The sequence below is a fragment of the Agrobacterium larrymoorei genome, assembly GCF_030819275.1.
GTDB classification, from domain to species: Bacteria; Pseudomonadota; Alphaproteobacteria; order Rhizobiales; family Rhizobiaceae; genus Agrobacterium; species Agrobacterium larrymoorei_B.
The window spans coordinates 974,122-991,672 of the sequence record NZ_JAUTBL010000001.1 but is presented as its reverse complement, the minus strand read 5'-3'; the positions used below and the strand labels follow the sequence as shown (position 1 = coordinate 991,672).

Sequence of the window (17,551 nt, the reverse complement as noted above, 5' to 3'; positions counted from 1 at the left end):
TCGTTCAAGAGGTGAAAGAGCGAACGGCAATACCGTCCGTTTCAAATCGGCGGCGAATCTCGCGCGCAATATCGACCGCGCCTGGGCTATCGCCATGAACACAGATCGACTGCGCCTCGATCTTGATGCTGCTGCCGTCAATGGCTTCCAGCGTTCCCTGACGGGCGAGTTGCACCATGCGTTCGGCGATTTTACCCGCATCATGTAGCACGGCTCCCTTCTCGCGGCGGGACACCAGTTGCCCGTCTGGCGTATAGGCCCGGTCGGCAAAGGCCTCGGCGACGACGGAAAGCCCGGACTTTCGCGCCAGTTCAAGGATTGGCGCATTGGCCAGTCCCATCAGTACCAACGAAGGATCGACGGCCTTGATGCCGTCGATGACGGCCTGGCCTTGTTTGGCGTCATGGGCGATCCGGTTGTAGAGCGCGCCATGCGGCTTGACGTAGCGCACCGTGGTACCGGCGGCTGCCGCAATGCCCTTCAGTGCGCCGATCTGGTAGATGACATCGGCAATCAGATCCTCCGGCGTCACATCCATGTCCCGGCGCCCGAAGCCGACGCGGTCAGGATAAGAGACGTGAGCGCCTATGGTCACGCCATTGGCTGCGGCCGCCTTGGCCGTCTTGTAAATGCCGGTGGGGTCTCCGGCGTGAAAACCGCAAGCGATATTGGCGCTGGAGACGATGGAAAGCATCGCTTCGTCGTCACCCATGCTCCATGCACCATAGCTTTCGCCAAGATCGCTATTGAGGTCGATATGCGCCATGTCGTCTTTCTCCTAAAGCGGTTGATCTCCGTGGCCACGTTCAGGTGGCCACGGTAAATCCTTGCCTGTGCTTCTTACAGTCCAAGCAGAGCGAAGATCGGGCCGACCGACTTGTAGGCCATGTACCATGTCAGGCAGCAGGTCAGCGCGCCGAGGATAAGCAGCCAACGCGGATAGTTGTAGCCGCGCATCAGGTCCGGGCGTTTCCAGGCGGCAAAGAGCAGCATGGAAAGGCCGATCGGCAGGACCAGACCGTTCAATCCGCCGACGAAGACGAGCATGGCGGCCGGCGGGGTGGTGATCAGGATGTAGGACACCAGCGAAATGCAGATGAAGGCGACGGTCGAAAGGTTGCGCTGGCGCTCGGTCATGTTCGGCTTGAAGGCGGTGAGGAACGAGACCGAGGTATAGGCCGCACCGATGATGCTGGTGAGTGCCGAGGCGAGGAACACCGCACCGAAGAGACGGAAGCCGATATCGCCGGCTGCCGCGTGGAAAGCCTGGCCTGCAGGGTTGGCCGCCTTGCCGGAGAGGTCGATGACGACGCCGCTTGCGACGACACCGAGAATGGCGAGGAAGAGGATGTAGCGAAGAACGCCGGTAATCGCGATGCCGCTCAGTGCCGCACGATTGACGGCACCGATATTTTCAACGCCCACCGTGCCCTTGTCGAGAAGGCGGTGTGCGCCAGCATAGGTAATGTAGCCGCCGACCGTGCCGCCAACAATGGTGGTGATGGTGGCGAAATCGATCGTGTCGGGGAGGAAGGTCTGGTGGAAGGCTTCAGCCACTGGCGGGCCGGATACGATCGCCGCGTAGAGGATCAGCGCCAGCTTGACGAAGGCTGCGACGTAAACGACGCGGTCCATGGCAACACCCGCGCGTCGCGACAGGAAGATGCCGATGGCGACGAGTGCTCCTATGGCACCGCCGATCTTGGGGTCAAGGTCGATCATGGCGTTGAAGCCAAGACCGGCACCGCCAATATTGCCGATATTGAAGAACAGACCGCCGATGATGACGAGGACTGCCAGAATATATCCCGAGCCTGGAATGGCTGCGTTCGCAATCGCCGGAGCACGCATCTGAGTGACGGTGACGATACGCCAGACATTGGCCTGGACAACGAAGTCGATGATGATGGAAACGATGATGGCAAAGGCAAAGGCTGCGCCCAGCTTCACCGTGAAATTGGCGGTTTGGGTGATGAAGCCAGGGCCGACGGCGGCCATGGACATTAGGAACATCGCCGATAGGAGCGCGTAGCGCTGGCTCTTCGGGTTAAACGCAGCCGCGTTCGTGCGGCCGGGCGTCTGCTCGGTCTGCTGCATGAGAGTTTTCCTGTTCTTATCGTCACCCGCCCCTCGCGGATGCTTATGAGGTCATCATGTATGGTTTGTTTGTGATGTCAATATTGTTCAACAATTTTTTTGTTTTGTTCATTCAGGCCTGCATTCTCAGCGCCGGAATCGCGCTTCGAAGCCGACTTTTCCGGCCAAGCAGAGGCAGGGTGAAAGCCGTTGAAACTATTGCTTGATTCCGCCAGTCTTTTGTTATCTGAAGACCCCGCAAGAAGAAGCGAGGAAGCCTGTGACAGACACACGTGAAAGCATGCCGCTGTCCGACTGGATTGCCAAGCGCATCCGCCTCATGCTGATTTCGGGCGAACTCAAGCCAGGCCAGCGTATATCCGAAGCAGCTTTCAGCGAGCATCTGGAAGTGTCCCGCAACTCTCTGCGCGAGGCTTTTCGGATCATGACGAAGGAAGGCCTGCTCAGGCACGAAACCAATCGTGGCGTTTTTGTCCAGACGCCGACCATGGCGTCGATCATGGATATCTACCGCGTGCGGCGCATGCTCGAATGCGGAGCGCTGCGCAAAGCATGGCGCCTGCATGAATCGGTCAAGGCCATGCGCCAGGCCGTCGAGGAGGCTAAGCTGAAGCGGGAGAAGGAGCTATGGGTTGATGTCGGAAGCGCCAATATGGCGTTTCATGCCGCCGTCGTGGCGCTTGCCGACAGCGAACGGTTGAGCGAGCTTTATGAAAGGGTGTCGGCCGAGCTTCGGCTTGGCTTTGCCCTCATCGAGGACCCGCGTCTGCTCCATTCACCCTTCGTCGATATGAATGACGAGATTGTCTCTTTGTGCGAAGAGGACAGGTTTGCAGAGGCAAGCGAGAAGATGGAAGACTATCTGCTGATTTCCGAGAACGGTCTTCTCAAGGCGTTCGGAAAGATTTCAGGCAAGGCGCGGTAGAGCGGACGGCCTTCCTGGAGTCGGCTGCTTCTCTTCCGCTCATCAAAAAAGGGGACCGCGCTTGGCGCGATCCCCTTTTTAGCATACTGCGCGTCGATCAGAATTGGCGACGGAAGCCAGCGGTGATGGCGTGGCTCTTGAAATCCGTGCTGGAGACGGTGCCGTCTGCTGCGGTGAAATCGAAGTTGTCTGCGCCCGTGTAACGATAGCCGATATCGAAAGTGGTGTTGGCAAACAGAGCGCTGTCACGCAGGAAGGAAATGGTGTTCAGCTCGATGCCGACGCCTGCATCCAGATGGTATGCGAAAGCGGTGTCGCTATCATTCATGATGACACCAACGCCATCAGCACCTTGGCGACGAAGCTTGAGGTTCATCGCACCCACGCCACCGCCGAAGTAAGGCGTGAAGGCGGTGCCTGTCGGAACGTCGATGTAGCCGTTGACGTAGCCCTGGAAGTTACGGGCCGAGCCGAAAGAGCCGGCAGCGTCCACGCCGTTCACAGTGTGCGTATCGACATCCGAGCGGCCATAACCGACTTCGAGTTCGACGCGCGGCGACACGAAGTCGTAGGACCCGAAGCTGTAGCCGGCACGGAATGCACTATAGTAGCCGACATCGTAATCGGTATTCACGCCAGCCGTAGCGGTCGAGAAATTGGTATCGTCCAGGAATGTCAGGCTGTTCAGGCTACCGATGTAGAAGCCGCCCGGATCGGCAACAACGGCAGGTTCGGTCTGAACGGCAAGGTCAGCCGCGTAGGCGGTGGTGGAAGCAAGCGCTGTGATGACTGCAGCAAGCTTGAAGACGTTTCTCATTAGAAAACCTTTCTGAATCGGCCCCCGCCGTTGTCCAGACACTGCTTGCGACCTCTTCCAATGTCCACGCCGCAGCTTTCATTTAGCACTTGATCGCAAGCTGAAATCACCATCCCGTTGCAACATGGCAACGAATGGAGAGGCTGACGTTACGGAACCCTGTTGACCCTGGCTTTCGACATAATGTGGTTGTTTTTTAAGTGGATGGCGCTTGCCGGTCGCTCTTTGGCAGCACGTCAATTGGGATCGGCGGCAATACGTCCGGAAGACGGAAATGGACGAGATCAGAACGGAGCGCCTGGTTCTGAGGAAACTTCAAGGTCGGGGATGCTCAGGACCTGCTCGCTTACCTGCGTGACCCGCGCCCCAACTGTTTCCTTTCGTTGCGCCTTCAAAATCTTGAGGAAGCGGCGGCAGAGGCGGCGAAGCGTGGCGCCTCCGATGACGACATCGCAGTCTATTCTCTTGAGCATAAAAAGGTGATCGGTGATCTTTTCGCCATCGCCGATGACGCGCGGGGGATACGCTGTCCGTCGGCTGGAATTTAAATGGCGACTTTGCGGGCCGAGGCTATGCTTACGAAGCGGCACGCGCGCTGTTTCGGTGGCTGTTTGAAGAAAGACAGATACGCCGCCTCTACGCCTATGTCGAGGATGACAATATCGCCTCCCAGCGCCTGTGTGAAAAGCTTGGGATGCGCCGGGAAGGGCTTTTTCTGGAGTTCGTCTCCTTCACCAAGGATGAGGCCGGGCACCCGTTTTACGAGAACACGATGCAGTATGCAATTTTGCGCCGGGAGTGGGAGGCGCGGGCTTAGGGCTCGTTGACAAAGAAGCCTGAATAGGACCAAAGTCGCGCCGATCATTGTGTTTTCGGGGAGAGACCGATGTCCTTTCGCGTCGTTTCGCACGCTTTTGCCCTTATTCTTGCAACATTTTCCGCCGCGCCGCTTCTGGCGCAGGATGCGTCGCGCAAGGTGGTAACAACCGCAAATGGCGACTATTTCGGTTTCGACCTGCGCACGGAGCAGAATGTCTCGCTGGATGAATGCAAGACCATCTGCATCGATGACAAGGGATGCAAAGCCTTCACCTATAATCCCAAGGTGAAGTGGTGCTTCCTCAAGTCGGATTATAATCAGCTCAATGCCTTTCCCGGCGCCGTCGCCGGAAAGATTGTGGAGGCGTCAAGCGAGCCTGATCTCGGCGCGCCGCAGCGTCTTTCCTTCGTCGAGGACAGCCTCTACCAACAGGCCCGCAAGCTGAAAGCCAATTTGCCTGAGGCGGATGATGCTCAGGGTCTCGACGCGTTGCTGTCGCAAGCACGCCAGCAGGCAGGCATCGATATCCCTCAGGCGGTGGAAAGCTATAAATCGGCGCTCTCGCTCAACCCCGAGAACGGCGCATTATGGGCGGAGCTCTCTTCCGTCGAGGCGAAGGTCGAGAACAATTACGAAATCCTTGGCGAGGCACCGGCGGCAGCGCTCAACGCCTACCAGTTCAGCCGGACACAGAGCGCTCGCTTGACGGCGTTGAACCGGCTGGCACAGGCATTCGAAAAGAGCCAGAGCTATCGCGCGGCTCTGAACGCTTACAAGGCCAGCCTCGCGCTTTCGGATGTTGCCAAGACCCGCGCGGCCTATAACGACCTTCGCACCCGCCAGGGCTTCCGCGTCATCAACAATACGGTCGATACTGACAGCGTAACACCGCGCGCCTGCATCCAGTTTTCCGAGCCGCTGGTCAAAAATGCCGACTACTCGTCTTTCGTGACGTTGGACGGTGCGGCGCCGAAAGCGCTCGAAGCCAAGGGCAGCGAGATCTGCGTCGAGGGTCTGACGCATGGGCAGAAATACAAGATTGCGCTTCGTGCCGGACTGCCGTCCTCCGTGGAAGAGCCGCTGGAAAAGCAGGTCGATCTTGATATCTATGTGCGCGACCGTTCCGGCTCCGTGCGCTTCACCGGCGAAAACTTCGTGCTTCCCGGCACAGCGCGCCGCGGTATTCCGCTCGTGTCGGTCAATATCGATCATGCCGATTTGAAGCTCTATCGCGTGGGTGACCGCAACATCACCTCGCTGCTGGCCAATTCGCAGTTCCTCACTCAGATGGATGGTTACAGCGCCGAGAAGATCGAGAACGAGTTGGGCGAACTCGTCTGGCAGGGCGGCATCGATATTCAGACGGAACTGAACAAGGACGTCATCACCAGCTTCCCGGTGGACGAGGCCTTGCCGGATCGTAAGCCTGGCATCTATGTACTCACCGCCGTGCCGCCAGGCACTGCGCCGGAAAACTGGGACGCGCGCGCCACTCAGTGGTTCCTTGTCTCTGACACAGGCATCACCACCTATGCCGGGACCGACGGGCTGAATGTCTTCGTCCGCGCTCTGAGCAATGCCGAACCGCTGAAGGGTGTTTCGCTCCAGCTTCTTGCCAAGAACAACGAGGTTCTCGGTTCGGCGACCACCGACGCCGAGGGACGCGCGACATTTTCCGCCGGCCTGATGCGCGGCTCCGCCGGTCAGGCGCCCGCCATCATCACGGCCCGCAATGGCGATAAGGACTACGTTTTCCTCGATATGACGCGTGCCGGTTTCGATCTTTCCGATCGCGGCGTGACCGGTCGTGCGGCACCCGGCGCCATCGACGTGTTCAGCTGGACTGAACGCGGGATTTACCGCGCGGGTGAAACGGTGCATGCCGCCGCACTTTCGCGCGATATCGAAGGTAACGCGATCGAGAACCTGCCACTGACCTTCATCTTCTTCCGCCCGGATGGCGTCGAAGATCGCCGCTTCGTCAGCGATGGCAAGGCGCTGGGAGGCCATGCTGTCGACCTTCCGTTGCAGGAAAACGCCATGCGTGGCACCTGGACGATGCGCATTCATACCGATCCGAAGACAAGCGCGATCAGCGAGAAATCCTTCCTGGTGGATGATTTCGTTCCCGACCGCACCGAGTTCGATCTGACGAGCGCAGCAAAAGAGATCGATCCGGTAGGCGAGACGCTGATCGATGTCGATGGTCGCTATCTCTATGGCGCGCCGGCGGCCGGGCTTGAACTCGAGGGTGAAGTGGCGCTGAAACCCACCCGCACCAATCCGGCCTTTGAAGGATATTTTTTCGGACTGGCGGATGAGGAGACCGAAGAAGAGAACCGCACCACGCTCGATAATCTTCCGGTTCTGGACGAAAACGGCAAAGCAAGCTTCCCGGTGGAGCTTGGCGATCTCCCTTCCACCACGCAGTTTCTTTCCGCCAGCATCACCGTGCGCATGCGCGAGGCGGGTGGACGTGCGGTGGAGCGCTCTCTGACATTGCCCGTCAAGTCCGACAGCAACATGATCGGCATCAAACCGCAATTCTCCGGTGATCTGGCTGAGAACTCCATAGGGCGTTTCCATGTGATCGGCGTTGCGCCGAACGGCAGCAGGCAAGCGATGAATGGGCTCACCTGGAAGCTCATCAAGGTGGAGCGCAATTATCAATGGTATCGTCAGGGCAATTCCTGGCGCTACGAGCCGGTGGTCCATACCAAGCAGGTGGAAACCGGCACGCTTTCCGTTACACAGGATGGAGCAGACATCTCCGTGCCCATAAACTGGGGTCGTTACCAGCTGGAGGTGGAAGCACCGCAGAATGATGGCGCTGTCTCGAGTGTGGAATTCGATGCCGGCTGGTTCGTGACTGCAAGCTCGACCGAAACGCCGGATGCTCTGGAAATTGCGCTCGACAGGCAGAGCTACAAGGTGGGCGAGACGGCCAAGCTTCAGGTCACATCCCGTTATGCCGGCCAGTTGATGGTGGTCGCCGGTTCCGAAAAGCTGATCTCGGTGCAGAATGTCGAGATCGGCGACAAAGGCGGCGAAGTCGAAATCCCCGTGACGGAAGAGTGGGGCGCTGGCTCCTACGTAACGGCAACCCTGTTCCGCCCCGGCGACGCGCAGGAAAGCCGTATGCCGATGCGCGCCATCGGCGTGAAGTGGCTGGCCGTCGATCCGGGCGAGCGCAAGCTTGGCATCGCGCTTGATCTTCCCAAACAGACATTGCCGAGACAGGCGCTGCAGATCCCCGTGCATGTCTCCGGTGCCGGTGCTGGGGATAAGGCCTTTGTGACGATTGCCGCAGTCGATGTCGGCATCCTGAACCTGACCCGCTACGAGCCGCCGAAGCCGGACGAATGGTACTTCGGCCAGCGCAGGCTCGGTCTGGAAATCCGCGATCTTTATGGCCGCCTTATCGATGGCTCGCTCGGCGCCACGGGGCGTCTGAGAACCGGTGGCGATGGCGGACAGGTTGCGCTTCAGGGCAGCCCGCCGAAGGAGAAACTTGTTGCCTTTTTCGCCGGCCCGGTTGAGCTGGATGGCGACGGCAAGGCGACGGTCAGCTTCGATATCCCGCAGTTCAATGGCACGGCACGGATTATGGCCGTTGCCTGGACCAAGATCGGGGTCGGTCACGCGGTCTCGGATGTCGTCATTCGCGATCCGGTGGTGGTGACGGCTAGCGCGCCGAAGTTCCTGAGCCCCAGCGACGTGTCGCAACTACGCCTCGACATCGCCAATACCGATGGCGAGGCTGGCGACTATAAGATCGACGTCACCAGCAACATGGCCGTGACTGTGGATCAGGGCGAGTTTTCTCAAACGACGAGGCTGGAAAAGGGCGGCAAGACGTCCCTGACCGTGCCTTTGACGGGCGAGTTTCCCGGTGAAGGGCAGATTGCGATCAAGGTCAGCAATAACAGCGGCGTTTCGCTTGAGCAGGCGCTGACCATTCCGGTACGTCCATCGGTGCTTCCGGTCACGACACGCCGCAACATCACGATCGCACCGAACAGCAGCCTGACGGTGGACGGCAATCTACTGGCCGACAGCATGCTGGTGGGCTCATCGGTCTCGGTCAACGTCACCCGCTCTCCGGCGTTCGACGTCCCCGCACTGATGATGATGCTGGACAAATACCCTTATGGCTGCGCCGAACAGACGACGAGCCGGGCTCTACCGCTTCTTTACGCATCCGAACTGATGAAGGACAGCGGCGGCAAGGACGATCCGGAACTGCGCAAGCGGGTGCAGGACGCGATCTATAGGGTACTCTCCTTCCAGTCGAGCGCCGGTGGCTTCGGCCTCTGGTCGCCGGGTGAAGGGGACTTGTGGCTGGACGCCTACATTACCGATTTCCTGACACGGGCGCGTGAGCAATCCTATGATGTGCCGGAAGCGGCCATGGTGCAGGCACTTACCAATCTCCAGAATGGTCTTGCCTATGACAGCAACGTCAAGGACCGTGGCAATGAGATCGCCTATTCGCTCTATGTGTTGGCGCGCAATCGCAAGGCTGCGATCAACGATCTGCGCTATTACTCCGACACGGCCTTGAATCAGTTTCCGACACCGCTTGCCAAGGCACAGGTCGCTGCAGCCCTCTCGCTTTATGGCGATGCGGCACGGGCCAAGTCCGCTTTCGGAGCCTCTTTGAACATGGCCTCCTCAAGCGCGAACGTCACGCTGGCGCGTGCCGATTACGGTTCAGCGCTGCGCGATGGCGCTGCGTCCCTTGCGCTGGCGGCGGAAAGCCGTCCGGTTCCGGCAGTTGTGTCCCAGCTTGCGGGCGTCGTATCAAAGGACTTCGAGTCCAAGAGCTATACCAGCACGCAGGAACAGGCTTGGATGGTTCTGGCAGCCCGTGCGCTGAAAGGCGAAGACAAGGATATTCGCCTGGATGTGAACGGCACACTACAGCAGGGCGGTTTCAGCCAGCGCATGAGTGGTGACGAGCTGCTTCAAAAGCCGCTCAACCTCACCAACGCTTCGGCAAACCCGGTGACGGCGGTCGTTACCACCGTCGCACCGCCATCCACGCCGCTTCCCGCGGGCGGAGAGGGTTTCACCATCGAGAAGACCTATTATACGATGGACGGCGAACAGGTGAATGTCAGCGAGGTCAAGCAGAACGAGCGCTACGTCGTGGTGCTGACGGTCATTCCGCAGAATGATTGGCAGGCGCGTATTCTCGTGACCGATCTTCTGCCTGCCGGTTTCGAGATCGACAATCCGAGCCTCGTCAACAGTGCGGCGCTCACCAACTTCGACTGGCTGCCGGAAACGGAAGCGGCGCATACGGAATTCCGTTACGATCGCTTTGTGGCCGCATTTGACAAAACCGCGGGCGATAGCTCGGAAATCACGCTGGCCTATGTGGTGCGGGCGGTGACACCAGGCACCTATGACAACCCGGCTGCCAGCGTAGAAGACATGTATCGTCCGCAGTTCTCCGCCCGCACGGCGACGAGCAAGATGGAGGTTCGCGCAGCGCAGCAATGAGGGGTTGGCGCAGCTTCTTCTTCGGCTTTGCTTTGGCGACGTCGGGCACCGGTGCCGCCATCTATGGGCTTGATTGTCTGGATCGCGCCTATCCGCCGCCGCTAGACAATGCGCGTCTTGTCTCTCAGGAACTGGTGGATACCGACGGCAATCTTCTGCGCGCCTTTGCCACACCAGATGGTCGCTGGCGCTTGCAGACCACCGCGGCCGAGGTCGATCCGCAATTCATCAAGATGCTGATCGCCTATGAGGATCAGCGATTTTACGACCACCATGGCGTGGACATTCAGGCGCTTGGGCGTTCCGCCTGGCAGTTATTGACCAATGGTCGCATTGTTTCCGGCGCCTCGACCTTGTCGATGCAGGTCGCACGTCTGATCGAGCCTCGGACGGACCGCTCTTTCAGCGCCAAGTTTCGTCAGATGCTGCGCGCCGTGCAGATCGAACGCCGGCTGAGCAAGGACGAAATCCTCGAAATCTACCTTAACATCGCCCCCTATGGCGGTAATATCGAGGGCGTGCGCGCGGCAAGTCTTGCATGGTTCGGCAAGGAGCCTCGACGGTTGAATACGGCGGAAGCAGCGCTTCTGGTCTCCCTGCCGCAACTCCCCGAAAAGCGCCGGCCGGATCGTTTTCCCGACGCCGCGAAAGAAGCCCGAGAGCGCGTGTTGCAGAGATTGGCCGTCGCACGCATCGTCGGAGAGGGCGAGGCCGAGCGCGCATCTGCTGCCGCCGTTCCCCGGGATCGTTTGGCGCTCCCAGCTCTCGCACCCCATCTGGCGCAAGCCGCGAGGACGAAGCTGCCGCGCCAGCATGTCATTGGCTCGACCCTACGACGTGGCATCCAGAGCGAATTCGAAGCCTTGGCGCGGCACGCCGCAGACAAAATAGGAGACAAGGTTTCAGTCGCTATCGTGATGGCCGATAGCGCCACCGGCGAGATTCTGGCCGATGTCGGCTCGTCCGACTTCCTCGATAGTTCCCGCCGCGGCTGGGTGGAGATGAGCCGCGCGATCCGTTCCCCGGGCTCGACGTTGAAACCCTTTATCTACGGACTGGCTTTCGAGAATGGCCTGGTTTCGCAGGAAACCATCATTGAGGATCGACCGGCGGATTTTTCCGGTTATCGGCCGCGCAATTTCGACATGCAGTATCAGGGCGATGTCAGCATCCGCCAAGCCTTGCAGCTGTCTCTCAACGTGCCCGCGGTGAAGCTGCTGGATGCCGTCAGTCCTGCCGCTTTAATCGTGCGTTTCAGACGCGCCTCGGTCAATCTCGCACTGCCGAAGTCTGAGCCACCGGGGCTTGCCATTGCGCTTGGTGGGGCAGGTGTGTCTCTTGTCGATCTTGTGCAGCTCTATGCCAGCCTTGCCAATCAGGGTCAGCCGGTGAAGCTTGGCGACGGTGTCAGAAACAAGCCTGAGATACTCGATGTCGAACCGATCTTTTCCCGCAGTGCTATCTGGAACATCACCGATACACTGTCCGGCGTTCTGCCACCGCTCGGCATGAAGCAGCGCGGCATCGCCTATAAGACCGGCACCAGCTATGGCTACCGCGATGCGTGGTCGGTCGGTTTCGATGGCCGCTATGTCATCGGTGTCTGGGTCGGGCGGGCCGATAACGGCTCGGTTCCCGGCATTGCCGGCTATGCGACTGCCGCGCCCATTCTCTTCGATGCCTTTGCTAAATCCGGTGTGGCGATCACGCCCTTCGCAGCCACACCAAGCGGCGTGACGCGCTTGAGTTACAGCGATCTGCCGGCCAATCAACGCCGCTTCACCACGACCTCCAGCGGACTACTCTCAGCATCGCGTCGCGAGTCGTCTCCGCTTATCGTCTATCCGCCGGAAGGCGCACGTGTGGAACTTTCAGACAGCGCAGGCTCGCTCTCGCCGCTTGTTCTCAAGCTACAGGGCGGGCGAGCGCCCTTCCGTTGGCTCGCCAATGGAAAACCTCTGCCGGACCTCACGCGCCGCCGCAGCAATGAATGGACGCCGGAAGGTCAAGGCTTCTCTACACTCACCGTCATCGATGCCGATGGACGGGCGTCCAGTGTCCGTATCTTCGTGCAGTAGAGCATTTTCCGCTCGTTTTTCCGGAGGCTTGGGGCTTTTAGAGCATGTCGCGCGAAACTGTGCAGCGGTCTTGCGATAGAGACATGCAGTAACAAACACTTAAAGCGTATGACCGCATCTGAAAGACAGCGATACACTTTAGAGCGACGGCGTTTTTGCCGGAAGAATCCGGTTCTTGACCCTATAGGCAAGCGCCAGCGCCGTTGGGAAAGGCCTGCGCAGAAAAGCGACCTTGCGAACATAATTGTCCACGCGCCACGTCGCCCAGGTGCCAGCCTTGAAGTAGGCGACATCGCCGGCATAAAGATGATGCAGGGAGCCATCGGCCGCCGTCACATGCACGTCGCCCTCTATGATATGAACGGTCTCATCCCACATGAAGAACCAACGGAATGTGCCCGCCGTGCAGTCCCATAGCGCCGTGTAGGCAGCGCGGTCGCCACTACGGGAGTGATCCGCCATGCGCGCCTGTGGATCACCGGCGATAATCCACTCCGGATTGATGGGGGCCGCCGTCATCTCCATCCGCCCGGATGCAGCCGAAACCACCGGCCGGGTCCGTGTCCGCCCCATCGAAATCGGCATGAGCGGCACTGTCCGCGACGCTATCGCAATAGCGGTCGCAATCATCATCTTAACAACCATCGTCGGTCCCCACCTTGCTTGCGGAGATTGTAGCAAGGGCAGGTGAGAAAAATCTTCAAAAATTATATTGGATTTAAACTATCTTCATCCCTTAAGTTAGGGGAACAAGAAGAAATGCTTCAAGCGAACGCTTATACTAGATGCGTTCACGCAGAGATTCGTCTGGAATATAAATATCCTCTGATATAAGCTCATGACTTGCGCCAATAAATTCAATTAATACTTTTAAAGCATCATCTAAGAGGCGTTAAGCCGCTGCTGAAAGCCGCTCACCCGCGATGCGATAGGAAATCGCTTCCGCGAGATGAAGGCGCCCAACGATCGGTTTGTCATCCAGGTCGGCGAGCGTTCTCGCAACCTTCAGGATGCGGTGATAGCCTCTGGCCGAGAATTTCAGTTTTTCGGCGGCGTCGCGCAAAAGTTGGAGGCCGGCAGCGTCCGGTTCAGCGCATTTTTCGATGAGTGCCGTGGTGCAACGTGCATTGGTGCGGATGCCTTGGAAGCCGGCCGCTGCAAAGCGTTCTTCCTGCATCTGGCGGGCACGCGCAACGCGGCGGGCGACGTCGGCGCTGGCTTCCGCTGCCATCGGGCGGATCAGGTCTGCAGCAGAGACAGCAGGGACCTCTATGCGGATATCGATGCGATCCATCAACGGACCGGAGATGCGGGATTGGTAATCTGAAACGCATCTTGGACCGCGTGCACAGGTAAAGCCCGGTTCACCGGCCATGCCGCATTTGCAGGGGTTCATGGCGGCCACCAGCTGGATTTCGGCGGGATAGCTGACGCGATGATTGGCGCGCGCGATGATGCATTCGCCGGTCTCAAGCGGTTGGCGCAGCGCGTCCAGCACCTGCGGCGAGAATTCCGGAAACTCGTCGAGAAACAGAACGCCATGATGGGCGAGCGAGGCTTCTCCCGGCTTGGCGCGTAAGCCGCCGCCGACAAGGGCAGCCATCGTTGCCGAGTGGTGCGGGGTTCTGAACGGGCGTCGATCAGAGAGTTTGCCGCCGGAAAGCTGTCCCGCGATCGAATGCACCATCGACACTTCGAGCAGTTCCGAGGCAGAGAGGGGTGGCAAGATAGAAGGCAGGCGGGAGGCCAGCATTGATTTGCCGGAGCCAGGCGGGCCGACCATCAAGAGATTATGTCCACCGGCCGCAGCGACTTCCAGCGCCCGCTTTGCGCTCTCCTGTCCCTTGATGTCCGCGAGATCCGGAAGATTATCAGGATTGGCGCGAATGGCCGGAATCGGTCTCGACAGAAGCTGCGTGCCGCGAAAATGGTTGGCGATGGCAATCAGGCTGCGCGGCGCGAGGATGTCGATTTCGGCACCTGCCCAGGCGGCTTCAGGGCCGCTATCGGCTGGGCAGATCAGGCCCTTGTCTTGGGCGTTTGCGGCAATAGCTGCCGGAAGAGCACCGGCCACAGCGCCGATCGTGCCATCCAGATTGAGTTCGCCGAAAACGACGAAGCGGGTCAGCGCTTCGGCGGGAATGGCGCCGAGTGCAGCCATGAGGCCGAGCGCGATGGGAAGATCGAAGTGCGAGCCTTCCTTGGGAAGATCAGCGGGAGCGAGATTGACCGTGACCTTTTTGGCGGGCATCGCAAGACCGGAGGCATGCAACGCGGCCTGTACCCGCTCGCGGCTTTCAGCGACGGCCTTATCAGGCAGGCCAACGATCTGCATGCCGACCTTGCCAGGTGCGACCATCACCTGAACCTCGACCGGCACACCCTCTATGCCTTGAAACGCAATAGTATTGACGCGCGCTACCATCAAAGGCCCCCACAGCCGTAATCGCCGTCCGCACGGCTCTCTCAGATCGCAGGGACAACTTGGCATAGGGGGGAGAATAAAACAAGAACATGCGGACGAGATTCAGCGCTGAGGGCGCGTAAGGGTCTTAGGGATCGATGTGCGCTGCGGAGGGCGACAGGCGTGGGCACGAGGATAGCCATTCCGGTTTCGCGTTGCGGCAAGGTTGACACTTGTTCGAAAAGACATGGCACCTGCCAGAAAGAGCGCATGTTTGCGCTTGACAGAAAAGACAAAGCTCCTAATAGCTTCTGCACGAAAAGGAGCGCACTGTTCATGCGGCATGTCCAGCACATGATTGTCATGCAAAGCCCGGCGGGTTCAGCCGGCGATCCTGCGCGCCTTTCTGGTTCCATCCGAATTACGGCCAAAACGACGATTAAAACCGTCTGACGTCTCTGGCCCGCCGCTCTCTCCCCGGTTTGGCCGGGGAAAGGAAGCCGCAGTTTCGCGGCTCCCCCTCACCAAAAAGAGGAGAGGCAGAAAGAGAGCTTGATCATGGGTTTCAAAGTTGCAATCGCAGGCGCCACCGGCAATGTCGGACGCGAAATGCTGAACATCCTGGCGGAACGTGGTTTCCCCGCGGATGAGGTCGTTCCTCTGGCCTCGGCGCGCAGCCAGGGCACGGAAGTGTCCTATGGCGACCGCACGCTGAAGGTTTCCAATCTCGAGAATTACGACTTCTCCGATACCGATATCTGCCTGATGTCGGCCGGTGGCGATGTCTCCAAGAAGTGGTCTCCGAAGATTGGTGCGCAGGGTTGTGTTGTCATCGATAACTCGTCTGCATGGCGCTATGATCAGGACGTTCCGCTCATCGTGCCGGAAGTCAACGCCGATGCTGTCGAAGGCTTCACCAAGAAGAACATCATTGCCAACCCGAATTGCTCTACGGCGCAGCTCGTTGTCGCTTTGAAGCCGCTGCACGATGCCGCCAAGATCAAGCGCGTTGTCGTCTCCACCTACCAGTCCGTCTCAGGTGCTGGCAAGGAAGGCATGGACGAGCTGTTCCAACAGACCCGCGCCGTCTTCGTGGCTGACCCGGTTGAAACCAAGAAGTTCACCAAGCGCATCGCCTTCAACGTCATTCCGCATATCGATGTCTTTATGGAAGACGGTTACACCAAGGAAGAGTGGAAGGTTCTGGCAGAAACGAAGAAGATGCTGGATCCGAAGATCAAGGTGACCTGCACCGCTGTGCGCGTTCCCGTCTTCATCGGCCACTCGGAGTCGGTCAATATCGAGTTCGAAAACGAAATCACCGCCGATCAGGCGCGCGATATCCTGCGTGAAGCACCCGGTTGCCTCGTCATCGACAAGCACGAAAACGGCGGCTACATCACGCCGGTCGAATGCGCAGGCGAAGATGCGACCTATATTTCGCGCATCCGTGAGGACGCAACGGTCGAAAACGGTCTCAACATCTGGGTGGTTTCCGACAACCTGCGCAAGGGTGCGGCACTGAATGCCGTCCAGATTGCCGAACTGCTCATCAATCGCGGTCTTATCAAGCCGCGCAAAGCGGCAGCTTGATACGGTTTTTTAATAACTATTAACTATAACCCGTCCGTTACTTTCGAGAATGGACGGGTTTTCGATTTTCGTGCCTATCACAGCCAGTTCATTTGCTGGTTATGAAGACGATCGGCAATTTGTGCCCCTTCAATCTCGCTACAGCATAGGCCCGAAAATCGGAACCGATTTTCGGATAAGCACGATGCGTAGGTTGAAAGAGACAGAGCGTCCTTAGTGCGTCCGAAAAGACGCACGGCGCTCTAGTGGAATGAATTCGACATTTGATGCCCATGTGTGGGGATCTCAAGGATCAAAAGTCAAATTCGAACCATTAGAAAGACGAACATGGCGAGGGACTGTCCCTCACTTTATCAAAGGCAGATACGGATGCGGGCAATAACGGCTTTTTCCCTTGGTGCGACGGTAGTTGCAATGCTGGCGGCAACGCCGCTGCAGGCGGCGCAATGCGGTAATACCTCGGCTGGTTTTGGCAACTGGGTGCAATCCTTCAAGCAGGAAGCGGCAGGCCGCGGCGTCAGCCAGGCCGTGCTTGATCGCGCTTTCTCCAACGTCACCTACAACCAGGCAACGATCCGCGCTGACCGCGGCCAGCACAGCTTCAAGCTCTCCTTCGATCAGTTCATGCAAAAGCGTGGTGGTCAGGCCATCATTTCGCGCGGCAAGGCAATGAAGAAGAACAATGCGGCGCTGTTTGCCAATATCGAGCGCGCTTACGGCGTTCCGGCCGGCCCGCTTCTGGCGATCTGGGGCATGGAAACCGGTTTCGGCAACTTCATGGGCAATCAGCACACGCTCTCTGCCGTTGCAACGCTGTCTTATGATTGCCGCCGTTCCGACTATTTCACCGAGCAGCTTTACGCAGCGTTGAAGCTGGTGGGCAATGGTTCGCTCAACGTCAACGCCAAGGGCGCAGCCCATGGCGAAATCGGCCAGACCCAGTTCCTGCCGTTGAACGTTGTGCGCTACGGTGTGGACTTCGACCGCGATGGCCGCATCGATCTCGTCGGCTCACGCGCCGACGCGCTGGCTTCGACAGCGAATTTCCTTGCCGGCCATGGCTGGCAGCGTGGCGCAGGCTATCAGCCTGGTCAGCCGAGCTTCGCGGGGATCCAGGGCTGGAATGCGGCGACTGTTTATCAGCAGGCGATCGCTTACATCGGCAAGGCCATTGACGGCCAATAATATGTCTCGCCGTTCATAAAACGGGTGAGATGTAACCCGATCTTCGGCTTAAAGCGCCGTGCGTCCTGTTGGACGCACGGCGCTTTACCTTTTTTGAATCTGCGCATCGTGCCTTCCGAAAATC

General features: G+C 58.9%; 12 protein-coding genes. 7 read left to right on the top strand and 5 right to left on the bottom strand.

Annotated features, from left to right (window positions below):
• Window positions 1-4 precede the first annotated feature (4 nt).
• Window positions 5-766 (bottom strand): LamB/YcsF family protein, encoded by a 762-nt coding sequence (locus tag QE408_RS04575; RefSeq protein WP_306928897.1) that lies wholly within the window; start codon window positions 764-766, stop codon window positions 5-7.
• A gap of 74 nt (window positions 767-840) precedes the next feature.
• Window positions 841-2,097 (bottom strand): NRAMP family divalent metal transporter, encoded by a 1,257-nt coding sequence (locus tag QE408_RS04570; RefSeq protein WP_306928896.1) that lies wholly within the window; start codon window positions 2,095-2,097, stop codon window positions 841-843.
• Window positions 2,098-2,356: 259 nt separating this feature from the next.
• Between QE408_RS04570 and QE408_RS04565 the strand changes: the two genes are divergently transcribed.
• Window positions 2,357-3,022 (top strand): GntR family transcriptional regulator, encoded by a 666-nt coding sequence (locus QE408_RS04565; RefSeq protein ID WP_306928895.1) that lies wholly within the window; start codon window positions 2,357-2,359, stop codon window positions 3,020-3,022.
• Window positions 3,023-3,119: 97 nt separating this feature from the next.
• Here the strand turns inward: QE408_RS04565 and QE408_RS04560 are convergent, their stop codons facing one another.
• Window positions 3,120-3,839 carry an outer membrane protein gene (locus QE408_RS04560; protein ID WP_306928893.1) on the bottom strand — a complete coding sequence of 240 codons (720 nt, stop codon included), beginning with the start codon at window positions 3,837-3,839 and terminating at the stop codon, window positions 3,120-3,122.
• Between the two features lie 526 nt (window positions 3,840-4,365).
• Here QE408_RS04560 and QE408_RS04555 point away from each other — a divergent pair.
• The 3 genes from QE408_RS04555 to pbpC all read left to right on the top strand — a co-directional run bounded on the left by QE408_RS04555 (window position 4,366) and on the right by pbpC (window position 12,245).
• Entirely contained in the window at window positions 4,366-4,656 is a 291-nt protein-coding gene (locus QE408_RS04555; RefSeq protein WP_306930192.1) for a GNAT family N-acetyltransferase, read from the top strand.
• 69 nt (window positions 4,657-4,725) lie between these two features.
• The gene (locus tag QE408_RS04550) at window positions 4,726-10,167 is read left to right on the top strand and encodes an alpha-2-macroglobulin family protein (protein ID WP_306928891.1); all 5,442 of its coding nucleotides are present in this window, start codon (window positions 4,726-4,728) and stop codon (window positions 10,165-10,167) included.
• Complete coding sequence (gene pbpC / locus QE408_RS04545) at window positions 10,164-12,245, top strand: penicillin-binding protein 1C (protein ID WP_306928890.1); 2,082 nt, start codon at window positions 10,164-10,166, stop codon at window positions 12,243-12,245. Before QE408_RS04550 ends, pbpC begins: the two co-directional genes overlap by 4 nt.
• A gap of 138 nt (window positions 12,246-12,383) precedes the next feature.
• Here the strand turns inward: pbpC and QE408_RS04540 are convergent, their stop codons facing one another.
• Both QE408_RS04540 and QE408_RS04535 read right to left on the bottom strand, forming a co-directional pair.
• Complete coding sequence (locus tag QE408_RS04540; protein WP_306928888.1) at window positions 12,384-12,890, bottom strand: cupin domain-containing protein; 507 nt, start codon at window positions 12,888-12,890, stop codon at window positions 12,384-12,386.
• A 247-nt stretch (window positions 12,891-13,137) separates the two neighbouring features.
• Complete coding sequence (locus tag QE408_RS04535; RefSeq protein WP_306928886.1) at window positions 13,138-14,670, bottom strand: YifB family Mg chelatase-like AAA ATPase; 1,533 nt, start codon at window positions 14,668-14,670, stop codon at window positions 13,138-13,140.
• Between the two features lie 249 nt (window positions 14,671-14,919).
• On the opposite strand from QE408_RS04535, the gene QE408_RS04530 reads away from it, so the two are divergent.
• The 3 genes from QE408_RS04530 (at window position 14,920) to QE408_RS04520 (ending at window position 17,427) form a co-directional block, all read left to right on the top strand.
• The gene (locus QE408_RS04530; RefSeq protein ID WP_306928885.1) at window positions 14,920-15,102 is read left to right on the top strand and encodes a hypothetical protein; all 183 of its coding nucleotides are present in this window, start codon (window positions 14,920-14,922) and stop codon (window positions 15,100-15,102) included.
• A gap of 105 nt (window positions 15,103-15,207) precedes the next feature.
• Window positions 15,208-16,242 (top strand): aspartate-semialdehyde dehydrogenase, encoded by a 1,035-nt coding sequence (locus tag QE408_RS04525; RefSeq protein ID WP_306928884.1) that lies wholly within the window; start codon window positions 15,208-15,210, stop codon window positions 16,240-16,242.
• A 369-nt stretch (window positions 16,243-16,611) separates the two neighbouring features.
• Window positions 16,612-17,427, top strand: a complete 816-nt coding sequence (locus tag QE408_RS04520) for a lytic murein transglycosylase (protein WP_306928883.1) — start codon at window positions 16,612-16,614, stop codon at window positions 17,425-17,427.
• Window positions 17,428-17,551 lie beyond the last annotated feature (124 nt).